General features: G+C 73.8%; 14 protein-coding genes, 1 other RNA gene and 1 pseudogene. 9 read left to right on the plus strand and 7 right to left on the minus strand.

Annotated elements, in window-relative coordinates:
* Nucleotides 1-104: 104 nt before the first annotated feature.
* Complete coding sequence (locus tag ACFOWE_RS23495) at nt 105-884, minus strand: SDR family NAD(P)-dependent oxidoreductase (protein WP_377291289.1); 780 nt, start codon at nt 882-884, stop codon at nt 105-107.
* A gap of 95 nt (nt 885-979) precedes the next feature.
* Nucleotides 980-1966 carry an AurF N-oxygenase family protein gene (locus ACFOWE_RS23500; protein ID WP_377291291.1) on the minus strand — a complete coding sequence of 329 codons (987 nt, stop codon included), beginning with the start codon at nt 1964-1966 and terminating at the stop codon, nt 980-982.
* 223 nt (nt 1967-2189) lie between these two features.
* Between ACFOWE_RS23500 and ACFOWE_RS23505 the strand changes: the two are divergent.
* Nucleotides 2190-3035, plus strand: a pseudogene (locus tag ACFOWE_RS23505) (DMT family transporter); the annotation flags it as partial.
* A 292-nt stretch (nt 3036-3327) separates the two neighbouring features.
* Here the strand turns inward: ACFOWE_RS23505 and ACFOWE_RS23510 are convergent.
* Nucleotides 3328-4389 carry a sensor histidine kinase gene (locus ACFOWE_RS23510; RefSeq protein WP_377291293.1) on the minus strand — a complete coding sequence of 354 codons (1062 nt, stop codon included), beginning with the start codon at nt 4387-4389 and terminating at the stop codon, nt 3328-3330.
* A gap of 170 nt (nt 4390-4559) precedes the next feature.
* Between ACFOWE_RS23510 and ACFOWE_RS23515 the strand changes: the two genes are divergently transcribed.
* From ACFOWE_RS23515 to ACFOWE_RS23530, 4 genes are all read left to right on the plus strand, one after another.
* Nucleotides 4560-5801, plus strand: coding sequence for an acyl-CoA dehydrogenase family protein (locus ACFOWE_RS23515; RefSeq protein ID WP_377291295.1), 1242 nt, complete (start codon nt 4560-4562; stop codon nt 5799-5801).
* Nucleotides 5798-6856 carry an acyl-CoA dehydrogenase family protein gene (locus ACFOWE_RS23520; RefSeq protein WP_377291297.1) on the plus strand — a complete coding sequence of 353 codons (1059 nt, stop codon included), beginning with the start codon at nt 5798-5800 and terminating at the stop codon, nt 6854-6856. The genes ACFOWE_RS23515 and ACFOWE_RS23520 overlap by 4 nt, the downstream gene beginning before the upstream one ends.
* 152 nt (nt 6857-7008) lie before the next feature.
* Nucleotides 7009-8469, plus strand: a complete 1461-nt coding sequence (locus tag ACFOWE_RS23525) for an AMP-binding protein (protein ID WP_377291299.1) — start codon at nt 7009-7011, stop codon at nt 8467-8469.
* Between the two features lie 186 nt (nt 8470-8655).
* Entirely contained in the window at nt 8656-9480 is an 825-nt protein-coding gene (locus tag ACFOWE_RS23530; RefSeq protein WP_377291301.1) for an NAD(P)H-binding protein, read from the plus strand.
* Between the two features lie 108 nt (nt 9481-9588).
* Here the strand turns inward: ACFOWE_RS23530 and ACFOWE_RS23535 are convergent, their stop codons facing one another.
* Nucleotides 9589-10656 (minus strand): dipeptidase, encoded by a 1068-nt coding sequence (locus ACFOWE_RS23535; protein WP_377291303.1) that lies wholly within the window; start codon nt 10654-10656, stop codon nt 9589-9591.
* Between the two features lie 305 nt (nt 10657-10961).
* Between ACFOWE_RS23535 and ACFOWE_RS23540 the strand changes: the two genes are divergently transcribed.
* The 4 genes from ACFOWE_RS23540 (at nt 10962) to rnpB (ending at nt 14316) form a co-directional block, all read left to right on the plus strand.
* Nucleotides 10962-11852 (plus strand): Nif3-like dinuclear metal center hexameric protein, encoded by an 891-nt coding sequence (locus tag ACFOWE_RS23540; protein WP_377291305.1) that lies wholly within the window; start codon nt 10962-10964, stop codon nt 11850-11852.
* Nucleotides 11849-12589 carry a zinc ribbon domain-containing protein gene (locus tag ACFOWE_RS23545; RefSeq protein ID WP_377291307.1) on the plus strand — a complete coding sequence of 247 codons (741 nt, stop codon included), beginning with the start codon at nt 11849-11851 and terminating at the stop codon, nt 12587-12589. Before ACFOWE_RS23540 ends, ACFOWE_RS23545 begins: the two co-directional genes overlap by 4 nt.
* A complete protein-coding gene (locus tag ACFOWE_RS23550) occupies nt 12586-13800 on the plus strand; it encodes a bifunctional RNase H/acid phosphatase (RefSeq protein WP_377291309.1) in 1215 nt (404 codons plus the stop codon). Before ACFOWE_RS23545 ends, ACFOWE_RS23550 begins: the two co-directional genes overlap by 4 nt.
* A gap of 119 nt (nt 13801-13919) precedes the next feature.
* An RNA gene (gene rnpB, locus ACFOWE_RS23555) (RNase P RNA component class A) lies at nt 13920-14316 on the plus strand.
* Nucleotides 14317-14570: 254 nt separating this feature from the next.
* Here the strand turns inward: rnpB and ACFOWE_RS23560 are convergent.
* From ACFOWE_RS23560 to ACFOWE_RS23570, 3 genes are all read right to left on the minus strand, one after another.
* Complete coding sequence (locus ACFOWE_RS23560) at nt 14571-15296, minus strand: hypothetical protein (RefSeq protein ID WP_377291311.1); 726 nt, start codon at nt 15294-15296, stop codon at nt 14571-14573.
* A gap of 455 nt (nt 15297-15751) precedes the next feature.
* Complete coding sequence (locus ACFOWE_RS23565) at nt 15752-16249, minus strand: hypothetical protein (RefSeq protein WP_377291313.1); 498 nt, start codon at nt 16247-16249, stop codon at nt 15752-15754.
* Nucleotides 16250-16511: 262 nt separating this feature from the next.
* Nucleotides 16512-17663 carry an RNA polymerase sigma factor gene (locus ACFOWE_RS23570; protein WP_377291351.1) on the minus strand — a complete coding sequence of 384 codons (1152 nt, stop codon included), beginning with the start codon at nt 17661-17663 and terminating at the stop codon, nt 16512-16514.
* Between the last annotated feature and the right edge of the window lie 2 nt (nt 17664-17665).

Here is a 17665-nt window from a genome sequence, read left to right on the forward strand (position 1 = left end):
CGCGGTGCTCCGGGGGCGCCCTGGGAGCGCCATGCCCCCGGAGCACCGCTCTTCTCGGCCGCGCGGGCGGCGGATCCTCTCGGCCGCGCGGGCGGGGGATCCTCTCAGCGGCGCAGGCGGCGGACGGCGAGGGCGGCCACCCGGACCGCCGCCGACGGCGCGAGCCGCGCCCCGCGCCAGGCCAGCCGGCCGGAGGCGGGCGCGACGATGAGAGCCCGGTCGCGGGCCACGCCCCGGATGATGTCGCCTGCCAGGGCGTCGACGGAGTAGAGCCGCCGCTGGATGCCGATCGCCGCCTGCCGGGCGCCCTCGGAGACGGCGGTCCCCGGCAGGCCGGGGTTGGCGTGGTCGAGCAGCGGGGTGTCGGTGAAGCCCGGGCAGACCACGCTCACCCGCACGCCGTGCGCCCGGGCCTCGGCCCGCAGCGCCAGCGACAGGCCCACCACGGCGTGCTTGGTCGCCGTGTACGGCAGCATCAGGGGGGCGGGGGTCAGGCCCGCCAGGGAGGCGGTGTTCACGATGTGCCCGAAGCCCTGCTCCACCATGACCGGGTAGGCGGCGTGCACGCCGTGGACCACGCCGCGCAGGTTCACGTCGATCGTGCGGTCCCAGTGCTCCAGGGTGAGCTCGTCGGTGGTGCCGCCGACCGCGATGCCCGCGTTGTTGAACATGAAGTCGAGGCGGCCGTGCTCGCCCCGCACCCGCGTGACGAGGTCCCGCACGGCCCGCGCGTCGGTGACGTCCAGCTCGGCGCTCGCGCAGCCGAACTCCTTGGCCGTGCGTTCCGCGCCGGCCCCGTCGACGTCGGCGGCCACGACGTACGCGCCGCGCCGGGACAGCTCCCGGCAGACGGCGCGGCCGATGCCGGAGGCGCCTCCCGTCACGATCGCGGTCCTGCGCCCGGGGGCCGGCCGGGGAACGGCGCGTCCCGCGGGCTCCCCGCCGGATCTCGTCCTGTCGTGGCTTCCGGCCTGCTCGCTCACCTGACCGCCTTCCGGGGTTCGTCGTAGATGCCCATCGCCTTCCAGACCGCGCGCTGGGCCCGGTTCATCATGCCCAGCTCGGCGCAGAGCTCGCGGGTCCTGCCCACCGAGTCGCGGATCTCCCGGGCGTGCCCGGCGTTGCCGGTGTAGACCTCCCTGACGACGTCGCCGGGGATGCGGAAGGCCCTGATCATCGGGCCTGGCGGAGAGAGCATGATCCGCGCCATGAGGCCGAGGACGACGGGGGAGACGAGGCCGAGCAGGAGGCGGCGGTGGCGCGGCATCCGCGGGACCCGGCGGCGCAGGTAGTGCCGGGCGAAGGAGATGTGCCTGGCCTCCTCCGCGATGTGGATCCGCATGATGGTCTCCTCCAGCGGATGCCTGATCTGGCCCTCCTTCAGCGCCTTGCGCTGCACGTGGTCGATCGGGTCCTCGCCGCCGAGCACGAAGACGAAGAACAGCTCGGTGGAGATCAGCGGGATCCACGGGGCGACCTGGGCGATCAGGCTCAACGGGCCGGGCATCCCCCTGATCGGGAGCTTCGTGCGGTTGACGAACTCCTGGAACATCATCCCATGATGCCCCTCTTCGATCGTCTCGTGGTAGACGTAGCGGAACTCGGGGGAGCCGTTCGGCAGCCGGTAGGCGTAGTTGAGCAGGCCGCGTTTGAGGAGGTTCTCGAACTGCAGGCCGATCTTCATGGCGGTCGCCACCCGCCACAGCCCGATCCTCGCCCGGACCTCGGGCGGCTGCGCCCGGTACCACGGGTGGGCGCCCAGCCGGTCGACCGCCGGCAGCTCCCAGCGGGGGTCGTCCTGGCGGACGAGGAAGTCCTCGTCGTCCCAGGGGATGTCGACGTAGGGCTCCCAGTGCTTGTCGACGGAGGCCTTGGAGAGCCGCTCGATGACGGCCTCGTAGGCCCGCCTCTCCGTGACCTCGTTGTCGCGCTCCCGGCCCGCGGTGGCGCTCGGAGTCGGTGTCATGCGCGCTCCTCTCGGATCTCCTGCGCTCTAATTGTACGGAGAATCCAATAACGCGGGAAGACCGGAAAACTGAGGTCTTTCAGAATCGGGCGGCCGCGGCATCACTCCGGAGTGGGCTCTGTCGTCCGGGGAGGGGCGTCCTTCCACCCCGGGGTGTACTCCGCCCACACTTCTCGCGTCACCGTCATCTCACCGTCGCTCGGAGTGATGCCACCCTTCCCGTATGGCACCGTCCGCGTCCCGGCCCCTCCTGGGCGCGTTGCTCCTGCTGTTCGTCAGCGCGGCCTGGGGGTCGGCCTTCCCGCTGATGAAGGACCTCATCGACCGCGTCCCGGTGGCGGACCTGCTGGCGGAGCGGTACGGCGTCGCCACGCTGGTCCTGCTCGCGCTCCGCCCCCGCTGCCTGCGCGGGCTGAAGGAGGGCACCTGGCCCACCGGCATCCTGCTCGGCCTGCTGTTCGGGGTGGGGCAGACCGCCCAGGCGGTGGCGCTGCAGGACCTGCCCTCGTCGGTCTCGGGGTTCACGGTCGGCTCCTACGTGGTGATCACCCCGCTGCTCGGGCTGGCGGTGCTGGGCACCCGGCTGACGGGGCGGACCTGGGCGGCGGTGGCCCTGGCGGCGGGCGCGCTGGTCTCCTTCACCCTCCTGCGCGGCGCCGAGGGAGGCGTCTGCCCGCTCGCGCTGGCGATCACCCTGCTCTCCGCCGTGCTGTACTCCGCCCACACGCTGGTGCTCGGCGCCTCCGGCCGGGCCCGGCACGACGCCTACGCGGTCACGGTGATCCAGCTCGGCGTCATCGCGGTCATGACGGGCGTGCTCGCCGCACCGGACGGGCTGGCCCTGCCGGCCGCCCCCGCCGACTGGGCGATCCTCGGCCACCTGTCGGTCGTGGCCTGCGCGCTCGGCTTCCTGGCCCGCTCCTTCGGCCAGGCCCACGTCCCGCCGGTGCCCGCCGCGGTGATCCTGTCGTCGCAGCCGCTCTGGGTGACCGCCCTGGCCGCCGTCGTGTACGGCGAGGCGCTCACCGGGAGCGTGCTGGTGGGAGGCGGGCTGATCGCCGCGGCGATGCTCCTGGTCGTGCTCCCCTCCCGGCGGCCGGACGGGGGCTGCGGCCAGGCCGCCGGCTGCGACCGGACCAGGGGCCACGGGCGGGGCGCGGGCGGTCAGGCGGCCCGCCGCCGGGGCCCGGGCGCGGCGCCGGCCCGCGCGAGGGGCGGCACGAGGGGCGGCCGGGGGCCGGCCGGTTGCGATCTCGCGGACCGGAGGCAGGCAGGGTGCGGCCTCGCGGACCGGGGGGCGGCGGGCTGCGGCCTCGCGGACCAGGGGCCCGCGGGTCGCGATGCGGCGGGTGACGGGCCCGTCACGGGCGGGCCAGCGGGATGCGCAGCACGAAGCGCGCGCCCTTCGGACTGTCCTCGATCCGGAGGGTGCCCCCGTGACCCTCGGCGATCTCTCTGGCGATGGACAGGCCGAGACCGGTGCCCCCGGCGTCCCTGCTGCGGGCGGCGTCCAGCCGGGTGAACCTGCGGAAGACCACCTCGCGCTGCTCCGGGGCGATCCCGGCGCCGTCGTCGAGCACCTCCAGCACCGCCGCGCCCGTGCCGGGACCCCCGTGCGCGGCCACGGTCACGGTCACGGTGGAGACGGCGTGCCGCTCGGCGTTGTCCACCAGGTTGGTCAGCAGCCGGGCGAGCCGGAGCGGGTCGCCGACCACCGTCACGCCCGGCTCCAGCTTCCGGATCAGCTCGACCCGGCGCGGCCGGCGGTCCAGCTCGCCGGCGGTCAGCTCGCCCAGGTCGACGATCTCCTTGGAGGCGGGCGTGCCGGAGTCGAGCCTGGCGAGCATCAGCAGGTCGGAGACGATCGACTGGAGCCGGTCCAGGCTGGCCAGCATCGCCTGGGCCTTGGGGACCCAGTCGACGTCCTCGGGATACTGCAGCGCCTCCTCCACCTGGGTGCGCATCGCGGTCAGCGGGCTGCGCAGGTCGTGGGAGGCGTCGGCGGCGAACCTGCGCTGCTGCTCGACGGCCTCCTCCAGCCGGTCCAGGGTCTCGTTGATGGTCTCGGCCAGCTGTCTGATCTCGTCCCGGGCCCGCGGCACCGGGACCCGGCGGCCCACGTCGGTCGCGGTGATCTCCGCCAGCTTGCCCGTGATCGCGTTCACCGGGGTCAGCGCCTCGGTCACGGTGTGGTAGGCGCCGATCCCCGACAGCGCCGCGGTCAGCAGCGAGGTGACGACGAGGAAGACGAACAGCCCCGGGTGGACGTACCAGGGGATCGCGGCGCCGGGCCGGTGGGCCTGCACCAGCCCGCGAACGAAGATCATGACGGTCGCCGTGATGATGACGTCGGACAGCACGGCCGTGACGACGGCGATCAGTGTCAGCCGGGTGCGGACGGACCACGAGTGCCGTGTGATCACACCAACCTTCCCCCCAGACCAGACGATCGCACTAGGCGGATTAATTGCCGTTACCTGGAACTACACGGCCAAGCAGGGTTAAAGATCACTTTCTGTTCCGATTGCAGAGCAATGCTCTGTACGCCCGAGGTGCCGGTGGTTAAAGTAAGTGAACGCTGATTGGAGTGTTCATGGATCTTGAGGAGTACCGCCGGCAGGCCAGGGAGTGGCTGGCGGCCAACGCCCCGCGGGACACGCCGCAGGACGCCTCGCAGGACGCCCCGCAGGATCTCGAGGGCGGGGCCGGCTCCGACCCCGGCGGCGGGGTCGCCGTCGCCAGGGAGTTCATGGCGAGGCTGTACGACGCGGGCTACTCGGGCATCACCTGGCCGAAGGAGTGGGGCGGCCAGGGGCTCACCCAGGCGGAGGAGCGCGCCTTCGCCGCCGAGGCCGCCGCCCACACCCTGCCGACCTACGTCTTCTCCATCGGCCTGGGCATGTGCGGGCCCACCCTCGTCGACCTCGGCACCGACTCCCAGCGCCGCCGCTTCATCCGGCCGCTGCTGCGCGGTGAGGAGATCTGGTGCCAGCTCTTCTCCGAGCCCGCCGCCGGCAGCGACGTCGCCGCTCTGCAGACCCGGGCCACCGCCACCGACGGCGGCTGGGTGGTCGACGGGCAGAAGGTCTGGACCTCCGTCGCCCAGCACGCCGACTGGGGCCTGCTGCTGGCCCGCACCGACGTGGACGTGCCCAAGCACAAGGGCCTGACGATGCTCATCGTGGACATGCACGCCCCCGGCGTGACGGTCCGGCCGCTGCGCGACATGACCGGCCGCGCCCACTTCAACGAGATCTTCTTCGACGGCGTGCACATCCCCGCCGAGAACGTCGTCGGCAGGGTCGGCGACGGCTGGAGCTGCGCCGTCACCACCCTGCTCCACGAGCGCCTGTCGATCTCCAGCGGCGTCGGCATGGGCGGCCAGAAGGACAACCCCGTCGCCTTCGAGGCGCTGCGCCGCAGCGCCGACACCGCCGACCCGGTGGTCCGCGACCGGCTCGTCGAGCTCCACATCCGCTCCCGCGCCCTGGCCCTGTTCAACCAGCGGCTCGCCCAGGAGACCAGGGCGGGCGTCTTCCCCGGCGCCCGGGGCAGCGCGGCCAAGCTGCTGCTGGCCGAGCTGACCATGTTCCAGGCCGACCTCGCCACCTCGCTGGCCGGCCCCGGGGCCGTCGCCTGGGACGAGGACGACGACGCCGGTGGACGGCTGGCCCACGCCCTGTCCCTCGCCCCCGCCATGGCCCTCGGCGGCGGCACCAACGAGATCATGCGCAACATCGTCGGTGAGCGCGTGCTGAACCTGCCCCCGGAACCGCGGACGGACAAGAACGTGCCGTTCAAGGACCTCAGGACGAGTGGAGAGGCCGCCCGATGAAGCTCGTGCTCACCTCCGAGCAGCGGGAGCTGCGCGACGCCGTGCGCTCCTTCCTCGCCTCCGCCTCGCCGCTGCCCGCCGTACGGCAGGCGATGGAGTCGGAGTCCGGCTACGACCCGGCCGTCTACCGGCGCCTGACCGGCGAGCTCGGCCTCACCGGCCTGATCGTGCCCGAGGAGCACGGCGGGACCGGCGCCGGATACGCCGAGCTGGCGGTCGTCCTGGAGGAGACCGGCGCGGCGCTGCTGCCGGGGCCGTTCCTGGCCACCACGCTGGCCGCGATCCTGCTGGCCGAGACCGGAGAGAAGGACCTGCTGGCCGGCATCGCCGCCGGGACGACCACCGCCACCGTCGCCCTCGACGGGAACCGGGCGCTCTGCGGGGCCGAGGTCGACGTGGTGCTGACCATCGACGGAGACGACGGAGACGACGGAGACGACGGAGACGGCGGAGACGGCGGAGACGGCGGAGACGGCGGGGGCGGCGGGGGCGGCGGGGGCAGGGTGCTCGCCCGCACCGGCGGAGGCCGCCGGCCGCTGCGGACCCTCGACCCCACCCGCAGGCAGGCCCTGGTGGAACCGGGCGGCGAGGTCGTGGCGGTCTCGGCCGAGGGCGTCGCCCGGGCCCGCGACCTGTTCGCGGTGGCGGTCGCCGCCGAGCAGCTCGGCGTGCTGCGGGCCTCGCTGGAGGCGATCGTCGCCTACAGCAAGCTCCGGGTCGCCTTCAACCGGCTCATCGGCTCCTACCAGGGGGTCAAGCACAAGCTCGCCGACATGCACTGCACCCTGGAGCAGGCCGAGTCGATCGTCCGCTACGCGGCCTGGGCCGCCGACGAGGCCCCGGACGAGCTGCCCGGGGCCGCCGCCCTCGCCCAGGCCTACCTGGGCCGCGCCTGCTACGAGGTCGCCTCCGGCAGCCTCCTGCTGCACGGCGGCATCGGCTTCACCTGGGAGCACGACGCGCACCTGTACCTCAAGCGCGCCAAGGCGGACGAGGTGCTCCTCGGCCCGCCGCGGGTCCACCGCGCCCGCCTCGCCGAGCTGCTGGAGCTGTAGCGCCCGTGACACCCGCGGGCCGCCGGGGCCCGCGGGCCGGAACCGTCCTGACGACCGGAGGCACGGCGCCCGCGGAGCGGGACCGCAGAGTCCGCGGACCGGAGCCGCGGCGTCCGCCGCCCCGCCGAGCCACGCCGCAGAGGAAGGGACCCATGGCCGACATCAGCGCCCTGCCGGGCTTCTACCGCATCGCCCAGGCCGACCCGGGCCGGAGGGCGGTGATCGACACCGACGGCACCGGGACGACCTACGGCGAGCTCCTCGCCCGGGTCCACCGGGTCTCGCACGGGCTGCGGGCACGCGGCCTCGGCCGGGGCGACGTGGTCGCCGGCGTGCTGCCCAACGGGATCGACCAGGTGGTCATGCTCATGGCCACCGGCCAGATCGGGATGTACTACGTCCCGATCAACTGGCACCTGACCGGCAGCGAGATCGACTACATCCTGGCCGACAGCGAGGCCAGGGTCGTGGTGACCCCGCAGACCGGCGGGGCCGCCGCGCTGGCGGAGGGGCGACCGGAGAGCGAGCCCGCCGACCGGACGGTCGGCTCGGTCATGTGGTACACCTCCGGCACCACCGGCTTCCCCAAGGGGGTGCAGCGGCCGCTGGCCGACGCCGAGCCGGAGCAGACCGTCGCCCTCTACACCTGGTTCCTCGGCGAGGTGTGCGACCTGCGGCCGGGCGACGCCGTCCACCTGGTCACCTCGCCGATGTACCACTCCTCCCCGTGCGCGCACACCATGTTCGCCCTGCACCTGGGGCACACCCTGGTGATCGCGCCGAGGTTCGAGCCGGTGACCGTCCTGGAGCTGATCGAGCGGTACCGGGTCACCAACGCGATGATGGTGCCCACGATGTTCCACCGGATGCTCCGCCTGCCGGCCGAGGTCCGCGAGCAGTACGACGTCTCCTCGCTCCAGCAGGTGATCCACACCGGCGCCGCCTGCCCGGTCGCGGACAAGAAGCAGATCATGGAGTGGTGGGGCCCGGTCCTGTACGAGTACTACGGCTCCACCGAGTCCACCATCGCCTTCGCCGTCAAACCGCACGACTGGCTGGCCCACCCCGGCACGGTCGGCCGTCCGGCCCCCACGTTCGAGGCGAGGATCCTCGACGAGAACGGCGAGGAGCTGCCGCCCGGCGAGCCCGGGCTCATCTACGTCAGGTCGGCCACGAACCGGTTCGAGTACCGCAAGGACCCCGCCAAGACCGCGGCCAGCATGCGGGACGACTGGTACGCGCCCGGCGACATCGGCTTCATGGACGCCGAGGGCTTCCTGTTCCTGTGCGACCGCCGTACCGACCTGATCGTCTCCGGCGGGGTGAACATCTACCCCGCCGAGGTCGAGGCGGCGTTCCTGGAGCACCCGGCGGTCGCCGACGTCGCGGTGATCGGCGTGCCGGACGAGGAGTGGGGCCACCGCGTGGTCGCGCTCGTCCAGCCGATGCCCGGCCCCCGGCCGAGCGCCGAGGAGCTGCTGGAGCACCTCGGCCCGCGCCTGGCCCGGTTCAAGCACCCCCGGGTGATCGAGTTCCGCGACGAGCTGCCCCGCACGCCCACCGGGAAGCTCTCCCGCTCCAAGGTCAGGGAGGAGTATCTGGGCACCGGGTGACGCGGGACCGACCGGCCCGCGGATCCTCCCCGGGCGCCGTCCGGCCCGTCCCGGCGCCGTCCGGCCCGTCCCGGCGCCGTCCGGTCCGTCCCGGTGCAGGCCGGTGCGCGCCGGGGTGGACGCACGCGTATGGAGGCGAGACTCCCGGCCATGGCCGGGGCCCGGCGCACCGGGTTGACTTGCCCCATGATCGAGAAGACGACGTTGGTGGTGGGCGGCACGGGCAAGACCGGCAGGCGGGTGGCCGCGGGACTCCGGGAGCGCGGCCTGCCGGTGCGGATCGGCTCCCGGAAGGAGGACCCGCCGTTCGACTGGGCCGACCAGGAGACCTGGGAGCCCGCGCTGCGGGACGCGGAGGCCGTCTACATCACCTACCATCCCGACCTGGCGGTCCCCGGAGCCGCCGAGGCCGTCGGCGGGCTGGCCGCGCTGGCCGCGTCCGCCGGCGTCCGCCGCCTGGTCCTGCTGTCCGGCAGGGGCGAGGAGGAGGCCCGGCGCAGCGAGGACGCGGTGCGGGACTCCGGCGCCGAATGGACGATCGTGCGCGCGAGCTGGTTCTGCCAGAACTTCGACGAGGGCCACCTGCTGGAGCCGGTGCTCGGCGGCACGGTCGCGCTCCCGGCCGGGGACGTCGCCGAGCCGTTCGTCGACGCCGGCGACATCGCGGACGTCGCGGTCGCCGCCCTCACCGGGCCCGGGCACGCGGGCGAAGTCTACGAGGTGACCGGCCCCCGGCTGCTGACCTTCGCCGAGACGGTCGCGGAGATCTCCCGGGCCGCCGGACGGGAGGTCCGCTACGCGCCCGTCTCCGCCGACGGGTACGCGGCCGTGCTGGTGGAGTACGGCGTGCCGGCCGGGGAGGCGGAGGTGCTGGCCGGGATGTTCGCGGAGATCCTGGACGGCCGCAACGCCTGGCTGGGGGACGGCGTCCAGCGCGCCCTGGGCCGCCCGCCCCGCGACTTCGCCGACTACGTGAAGGCCGCCGCGGCCACCGGCGTCTGGAACGGGTGAGACGACCCTCCGGCCGGCCCGGCCGGAGGGCGATCATGCCCGGCCCGGGCACGGGCCGCCGGGAGCGCCCCCGCCCGGCCGGAAGGACGCGCGGCCGTCCCCCGGCGCTCAGGCAGGGCGGCCCAGCTCCGCGCGGAACAGGCGCAGGACGTTCTCCCCGAGGATCTTGACGATCTCCTCCTCGGCGAAGCCGTGCTTGTCCAGCGCCTCGGTCACCAGCGGCAGGCCGGCGGGCCCGTCCAGGCCCGGCACGGCCGCCATCACGTCGAGCCCGCCGAAGTCGGGCTCGCAGCACGGCGGCGTGGTGTCGTACAGCACCTCGCGGATGAAGTCCGGGCCCAGTCCCACGTGGTCGATCCCGGCGACGCCCGCGACGTGCGCGATGTGGTCCACCAGGCGGTCCACGGTGTACTCGGCGGGGTCCTCCGACAGGAACGCCGGCAGGAAGTTCACGCACACCACGCCGCCGGTCGCGGCGACGCCGCGGATCTGCCCGTCGGTGAGGTTGCGGTGGTGGTCGCGGAGCGCGCGGGCCGACGAGTGGGTCGCCATCACCGGCCGGGTCGCCAGCTCCAGCACGTGCTCGACACCGGAGGCGCCCAGGTGCGAGACGTCGAAGACCATGCCGAGGCGCTCCATCTCCCGGACGGCCTCGACACCCGCCGCCGTCAGCCTGCTCCCGGTCGCGTCCTCGCCGCTGCCGTCGGCCAGCGCCGTACGGCCCCAGTGGGCGATCGAGGCGACCCGCACGCCCAGCCGGTGCAGCGTGGGCAGCAGCTCGACGCTCGCGTCCAGGCCCGGCATGCTCTCCAGCGCCAGGACCAGGGCGATCCTGCCCCCGGCGAGGGCCTCGTCGATCTGGGCGCCGTCCGTGCAGAGCCGTACGGCGTCGGCGTTGCCCTCGGCGAGCACGTGCGCGCACTCGATCATGCGCAGGGTCTGCCGGAGCGCGCCCTCGGGCCGGTACTGCTCGTCGACGAAGACCGGCAGCACCTGCAGGTCCACCCCGCCCTCGCGGAGCTGGGGCAGCCAGCGCTCGCGGAAGAAGGACGCCCACCGCTCCGGCGGCCGGGCCGTCACGGCCATCAGCAGGTCGTTGTGGGCGTCGGCGACCACGGCGTCGTGGTGCAGGCCCCCTCGCGGATCGATGTTCGGGCCGGGGAGGTCGGCGGACACGGGCGGGTACCTCCTTGCGAGCGGGTTGCGGTCCCGACGCTATCGGCACCACGGCACCGGCGGCAGCCCCGCCGCCGGTGAACCGGACGGCGGAGAGCCGGGGCGGGACGGCGCGGCAGCCCCGCCGCCGGTGGACCGGACGGCGGAGAGCGGGGGCGGGACGGCGCGGAGGGGCCGGGGCGTGCCGTGCCCCGCCGAGGAGGCGGGACGAGCCTGGCGGACCCGGCGGGCTCGACGGCCGCCGTGCCCCCGTGGCGGGGAGGCGGAGTTCCTCCCGTTCCCCGGCGGGCCGGTAGTCTGCGCACGTGTCCACGCTCGCCGACATCATCACCGAGATCGAATCCCGCTACGACCCCGCGTGGGCGGAGTCCTGGGACGCGGTCGGGCTCGTCTGCGGCGACCCCGCCCAGCCGGTCCGCAGGATCCTGTTCGCGGTGGACCCGGTCACCGCCGTCGCCGACGAGGCCCTGGCCTGGGGCGCCGACCTGATCGTGACGCACCACCCGCTCTACCTGCGCGGCACCACGAGCGTCGCGGCCACCACGTTCAAGGGCCGCCTCGTGCACACCCTGATCAAGAACGACATCGCGCTCTACACCGCGCACACCAACGCCGACGTCGCCGACCCCGGCGTCTCCGACGCCCTGGCCCGCGCGGTCGGTCTGACCGGGCCGCTGGTCCCGCTCAGCCCCGCCGCCGCCGACCCCCGCCGCGGCCTCGGCCGCGTCGGCTCACTGCCCGAGCCGATGCCCCTGCGCGACTTCGTACGGCAGGCGGCCCGCGGCCTGCCCCGCACGGCCGGCGGCCTGCGCGTCGCCGGAGACCTCGACCGCGAGGTGCGGCGGGTCGCGGTGAGCGGGGGAGCGGGCGACTCCCTGCTGGGCACGGCCCGCGCCGCCGGAGTCGACGTCTTCCTCACCGCCGACCTCCGCCACCACCCGGCGAGCGAGTTCGCCGAGGCATCCCGCTTCCCGGAGACCTCCCGCTTCCCGGACGCCCCCCGCGACGGCGGAGACCCCGGCGGGCCCGCCCTGGTCGACGCCGCCCACTGGGCCACCGAGTGGCCCTGGCTGGCCGACGCGGCCCGGCTGCTGACCTCCGGTCTGGCGGCGAAGGGGATTAATGTTGAGGCGCGTGTCTCCGAGACTGTCACGGACGCATGGATCACAACAGCAGAGTGCGAGGAATCATCGTGAAAGCAGCCCCGGCGGACCAGAAGCGCCTGCTCGACCTGGCCGAGATCGACTCCACCATCGACCGGCTGACCCACCGCCGCCGCACCCTGCCGGAGCTGGCCGAGATCGACGACCTCGCCGCCCGCGTGGCCCGGCTGGCGACGCAGGTGATCGCGGCCGAGACCGAGGCGGGAGACCTCGCCAGGGAGCAGACCAAGGCCGAGTCCGACGTCGACGCCGTCCGCGTCCGCGTCGACCGCGACCAGAAGCGCCTCGACTCCGGGCAGGTGTCCTCTCCCAAGGACCTGGCCAACCTCCAGTCGGAGATCGTCTCGCTGACCCGCCGCCAGGGCGACCTGGAGGAGGTCGTGCTGGAGATCATGGAGCGGCGGGAGGCGGCCGACGCCCAGGTGGTCAAGCTGGCCGCCGAGCGCGACGAGCTCGCCGCCGCCCGGGACGCCGCCGCGGACCGCAGGGACGCCGCCTTCGCCGAGATCGACAAGGAGCTCGCCGAGGTCAGGACCAAGCGCTCCGCCGTCGCCGGTGAGCTCCCCGCCGACCTGCTCGGCCTCTACGAGAAGCTCCGCGAGCAGTTCGGCATCGGCGCCGCGATGCTCCAGGGCGGCCGCTGCCTGGGCTGCCGCACGAGCCTGTCCATCGCCGACGTCAACCGCATCAAGGCCGCCCCGCACGACGAGGTGATCCGCTGCGAGGAGTGCCGCCGCATCCTGGTCCGCACGCCCGAGTCCGGGCTGTGACGTCCCCGGTGACCTCGTACGTCGTCGAGGCCGACGGCGGGTCCCGGGGCAACCCCGGGCCCGCCGGGTACGGCGCCGTGGTCAAGGACGCCGCCGACGGCCTGATCCTCGCCGAGGACGCCGCGGCGATCGGCACCGCGACCAACAACGTCGCCGAGTACCGCGGGCTGATCGCGGGCCTGCGGGCCCTGCTCGACCTGGCCGGGGACGGTGCGACGGTCGAGGTGCGGATGGACTCCAAGCTGGTCGTCGAGCAGATGGCCGGCCGATGGAAGATCAAGAACGAGGGGCTGCGGCCGCTCGCGCTGGAGGCGGGGCAGCTGGCCCGCCGCCTGAGGGTCACCGCCTGGACGTGGATCCCGCGCGAGAAGAACACCGACGCCGACCGCCTGGCCAACGAGGCCATGGACGCCGCCGCCAAGGGCCTGCCCTGGCGGGCGACCGCCTCCGCCGCCGGGGACCACGCCACCGTCCGGGCGGCGGCCACCGGCTCCCCCGCGCAGGGCTCCCTGTTCGACTCGACGGACGTCTCCGAGGCCCCGGCCGAGGCGCGGGGACGCGCCGCGGCCGGCACCGGCTGGCGGCCCCCCACGTCCGCGGCCACCACCCTCGTCCTGCTCCGCCACGGCCAGACCCCCCTCTCCGTCGAGCGCCGCTTCTCCGGCCTCGGCGACCCCGAGCTCACCGCCGAGGGCCTCGCCCAGGCGGCGGCCGCCGCGGACCGGCTGGCGCGCGAGCCGTACGGGATCCAGGCGATCGTCAGCTCCCCGCTGAGGCGGGCCCGGGCCACCGCCGAGGCCGTCGCCGCACGGACCGGCCTGGAGGTGACCGTCGACGACGACCTGCGCGAGGTCGACTTCGGCGAGTGGGAGGGCCGCACGTTCACCGAGATCCAGCGCCACTGGCCGGACGAGCTGGCCGCGTGGCTGGCGGACCCGTCCGTCGCGCCCCCGGGCGGGGAGAGCTTCGAGGCGGCGGCGCGGCGGGTCGAGGCGGCGAGGGACAGGCTCGTCGAGCGGTACGAGGGCCGGACGGTCCTCGCCGTCTCCCACGTGACGCCGATCAAGACGCTGCTCCGGCTCGCGCTGACGGCCCCCGCCACCGCGCTGTACCGCATGCACCTCGACCTGGCCTGCGTCTCGCTGATCGAGTACTACGCCGACGGGCCGGCCGTGGTGAAGGCGTTCAACGACACCGCGCACCTGCGCTGACTCCGTCCCTCGGGCGACCCCGCCCGGCTGTCTTCCGGCCTGCTCCGGCCCGCGCCGAGGGCGGGCCCGCAGCCGGACGGAGATCGCCCGGGAGCGGATAAGCTGTACGGCACGGCGGACGAGCCGGCCGGGCGGCCGCGTCGGGTCCCTTCCGGGGCCCGCCGAGGAAGGTCCGGGCTCCACAGGGCAGGGTGGTCGGTAACGCCGACCCGGGGTGACCCGCGGGACAGTGCCACAGAAAACAGACCGCCTCCCTCGAGAGAGGGGGGTAAGGGTGAAACGGTGGTGTAAGAGACCACCAGCGCCCACGGTGACGTGGGCGGCTCGGTAAACCCCACCCGGAGCAAGGTCAAGAAGGGACGCTCCTCGGAGCGTCCCGCGCACGGCGTTCGAGGGCTGCCCGCCCGAGCCGCGCGGGTAGACCGCTCGAGGCCGGCGGCAACGCCGGTCCTAGATGGATGGTCGCCCCTTCACGTCAGTGAAGGACAGAACCCGGCCTACAGGCCGACTCGTCCGCCCTCTCCGCCCCTGACCCGTGACGGGACCCTGACCCGGGGAGAATGCCCGGGGGGACGTCTACGGCGGCGAGGGGGGTGAGAAGTCACTTGCGGCATCACCGGCGGGTCACGCCCATGGAAGTGGTGTACAGCAACGCTGCCTCACGGGACCGCACCGGCCCGCATCCACTGCTTCACCAGGACAGGGGACCGTTGACACGGTTTCCGCCCTTTCCTCGTAGATAGGCGCCCTTCACCGCTCCGAGGCCCGTCTTACGGCTGATGAGTATCTTCCGTGTCGGCTGACGTCGCCCGATCCCGGAGGGCGCTTGCGGTGAGGAGCACCGCGGCGAGGAGGAGGTGCCATCGGATCATCATGGTCGCGTCCGCGAGGTACCGCCCACCGCCGATGAGAAGAATCCAGACGAACCCCTCGAAGGCGGCCAGGACAAGAAGCACCGCGATTCCCAGTGCGACGCGGCGACGTGACCGGACCGCCATGACGGTGCCCGCCGCCGCGGTCAGCGCGAGAAGCACGATCAGCAGGCCGTCCGCGTCGGCTTTGCAGGACCATCCCCCCGGCCGCTTCCACAGCAGTTCCGCAGGTGCGGAGGCGATCCATCCGAAGGACGAGGATCTCTCACCGGGGAGGGAGAGCCTGCCGATCGTCCAGGCCGCCGCGACGGTGGCCGCTGCCCAGAGCAGGGTTCCTCTCCGCGCCGGAGACGAAGGGGAGCGGGCCGCGAGGAGCAGAGCGACGACGGCCAGCGCGTAGCAGGCGATCGACGGCCACGGGCTGTCCACGTTGAGGGGCCGGCCGGTGACGGGATCGGTGCCGGGCGGGAGGATCACCACCAGCATCCGGTACGCGATGACGACGCAGACGGCGGCGATTCCCAGGGACGTGGTCCGGCGTGGAGCCCGCAGCAGGAGCGCGGTCAGGACCACCGGCAGCAGGACCTCGGCCCACGACAGCACCTCCCACCCCGGGCCCCGCATGGGGAAGAATGGGCCGGAGTCCGCTTTCCCCCAGCAGATCACCGGGTTCATGTCCGCCGGACCGATCTTGAACGCTCTCGCGATGACGGGACCGGACGCCGCCAGGACCGCCCCGGCACGGAGCGCTCCCGCGGGAATGCGTGTCCCGGCGTGTGCCGACTGAGTCATGTGCCCTCTCCGTTCCCGCCGCTCGCCGGTGGACCGGCTCGGGCGACAGTAGCGGACGGCCTCAGAGCCCAGTGGGGCGGTGACGGCGACGTTCGCGCACGCGGGTTTCCCTCGGCCGCCGCCTGCTGCTCTGGCCACGGCGTTCATAGACCCATCAGGGTGACTGATCCGCCTGAAAAAGTGGACGGTCGTCCCTTCCGAGAGCTGTTAGCTCCGTATGAACGGGACTTCGTAAAGGCGCCCGCCCGTCCATCAGATCGGTCTCGCCGAGATCGAGGGTGAAGGCGCTAGCGAGGTCGCCGATCTGCTGTCCGGCGTGCGGCCGTCCCTCGTACGGCCATGCCTGCTGTGATCCCGTAACCGAGGGCGAGTGCCAGGGCGACGGACACCTCCCTGATCGCGGTCCATGTGCCGCATACGGCGGCGGACGTCTCCAACCGGGAAAGGCTCTCCACCAGGAAGCAGGCGGCCAGAAGGCCGACCGGCACGGTCATGATGCCGCCGATGACGGCACCCGGAGCGCGGCCGGCCAGAACGACGGTGAGTCCTCCGACGGCCATGAGTACGGGTGGGAACCACATGATCTCCGCAGGGACGCCGCCGAGGACGTTCAGCTCTCTCCACCATTGCAGGACCGCGGACACCGACTCGGACGGCCGGGACCGCTCCTCGCTGTCGAGGAGGACCATACAGCCGACGAAGCGGTGGGTGACCGTCTCTCGCAGCACGAAGCACAGGATCGGCGTCAGGACGCTCATCCCGAACGCGCCGAGCCACCAGCGCATGCTGCGTCGCCGCGATGCCGTCGGTCGTCCGGGCACGGAGCCGCCCCTCCTCGGGAATACGGGCCGGTCACGGTAGCAGAGGTGGAAACATGCTCTGACCAAGCGCGTCGTAGGTAGGGACTGGTCAGGGCGGTGGCGTTCGCGCGGCCGGTCGAGCGTGCCTCGTCCGTACACGGCCGTCCGCTTCCCAAGAGATCCGGCTGAGGGCGCATCGGGGGCACGCATCGGGGCGCACCGCGTCCGCAGGCAGTGACCGGCGGCGTCACCGGTGGGTGTTGAGCCGGGCGTTGAGCCGGGCGGCCTGGCGTGTCAGGTGGTCGCGCTCGGCGAGGTTGGGCGCCTTCCGGGCCGCCTCGGCGTACAGCCGTGCCGCCGTCGCCAGGTCGCCGTCGCGCTCGTGGAGGTACGCCGCCACCGCCGTGTGGCGGGGCAGTGAGTCGTCCAGCGCCGCGAGCGCCGCCAGGCCGGCGCGCGGTCCGTCGGCCTCGCCCACGGCCACCGCGCGGTTGAGCCGGACGACCGGGCTGTCGGTCAGGCGCACGAGCTCGTCGTACCACTCGACGATCTGCACCCAGTCGGTCTCCCCGGCGGTGGGCGCGTCGGCGTGGAGCGCCGCGATGGCGGCCTGGGCCTGGAACCCGCCCAGCCGGTCACGGGCGAGGGCCGCCTGCAGGATCTCGACGCCCTCGGCGATCAATGTGGTGTCCCACCGGTGGCGGTCCTGTTCGGCGAGCGGCACCAGTCCGCCGTCCGGCGCGGTCCGGGCGGCGCGCCGGGCGTGGTGCAGCAGCATCAGGGCGAGCAGTCCCGCCACCTCGGGATGGTCGATCACGGCCGCGAGCTGCCGGGTGAGCCGGATGGCCTCGGCGGCGAGGTCGACGTCGCCGGAGTAGCCCTCGTTGAAGACCAGGTAGAGGACGCGCAGCACGGTGGCGACGTCGCCGGGCTGGTCGAACCGCACGCCGGAGACGGTGCGCTTGGCCCGGCTGATGCGCTGCGCCATGGTCGCCTCGGGCACCAGGTAGGCCTGGGCGATCTGGCGGGTGGTCAGCCCGCCGACGGCGCGCAGCGTGAGCGCGACCGCGGACGACGGCGTCAGCGACGGGTGGGCGCACAGGAAGTAGAGCCGGAGCGTGTCGTCCACCGCGGGCGCGGGCCCGGGCGCGGGTTCCTCGTTGACGAGGTCCTCACGCTGGCGGCGGGCGGTGTCCGCGCGGGTCGCGTCGAGGAACTTGCGCCAGGCCACGGTGACCAGCCAGCCCTTCGGGTCGTGCGGCGGGTCGGCCGGCCAGGCGCGGACCGCCTCGACGAGCGCGTCCTGCACGGCGTCCTCGGCCGCCGCGAAGTCGGCTCCGCGGCGGACGAGGATTCCGAGCACCTTCGGGGTGAGGCTCCGAAGCAGGAGCTCGTCCATCG

The organism is Planomonospora corallina, assembly GCF_042650625.1.
GTDB classification, from domain to species: Bacteria; Actinomycetota; Actinomycetes; order Streptosporangiales; family Streptosporangiaceae; genus Planomonospora_B; species Planomonospora_B corallina.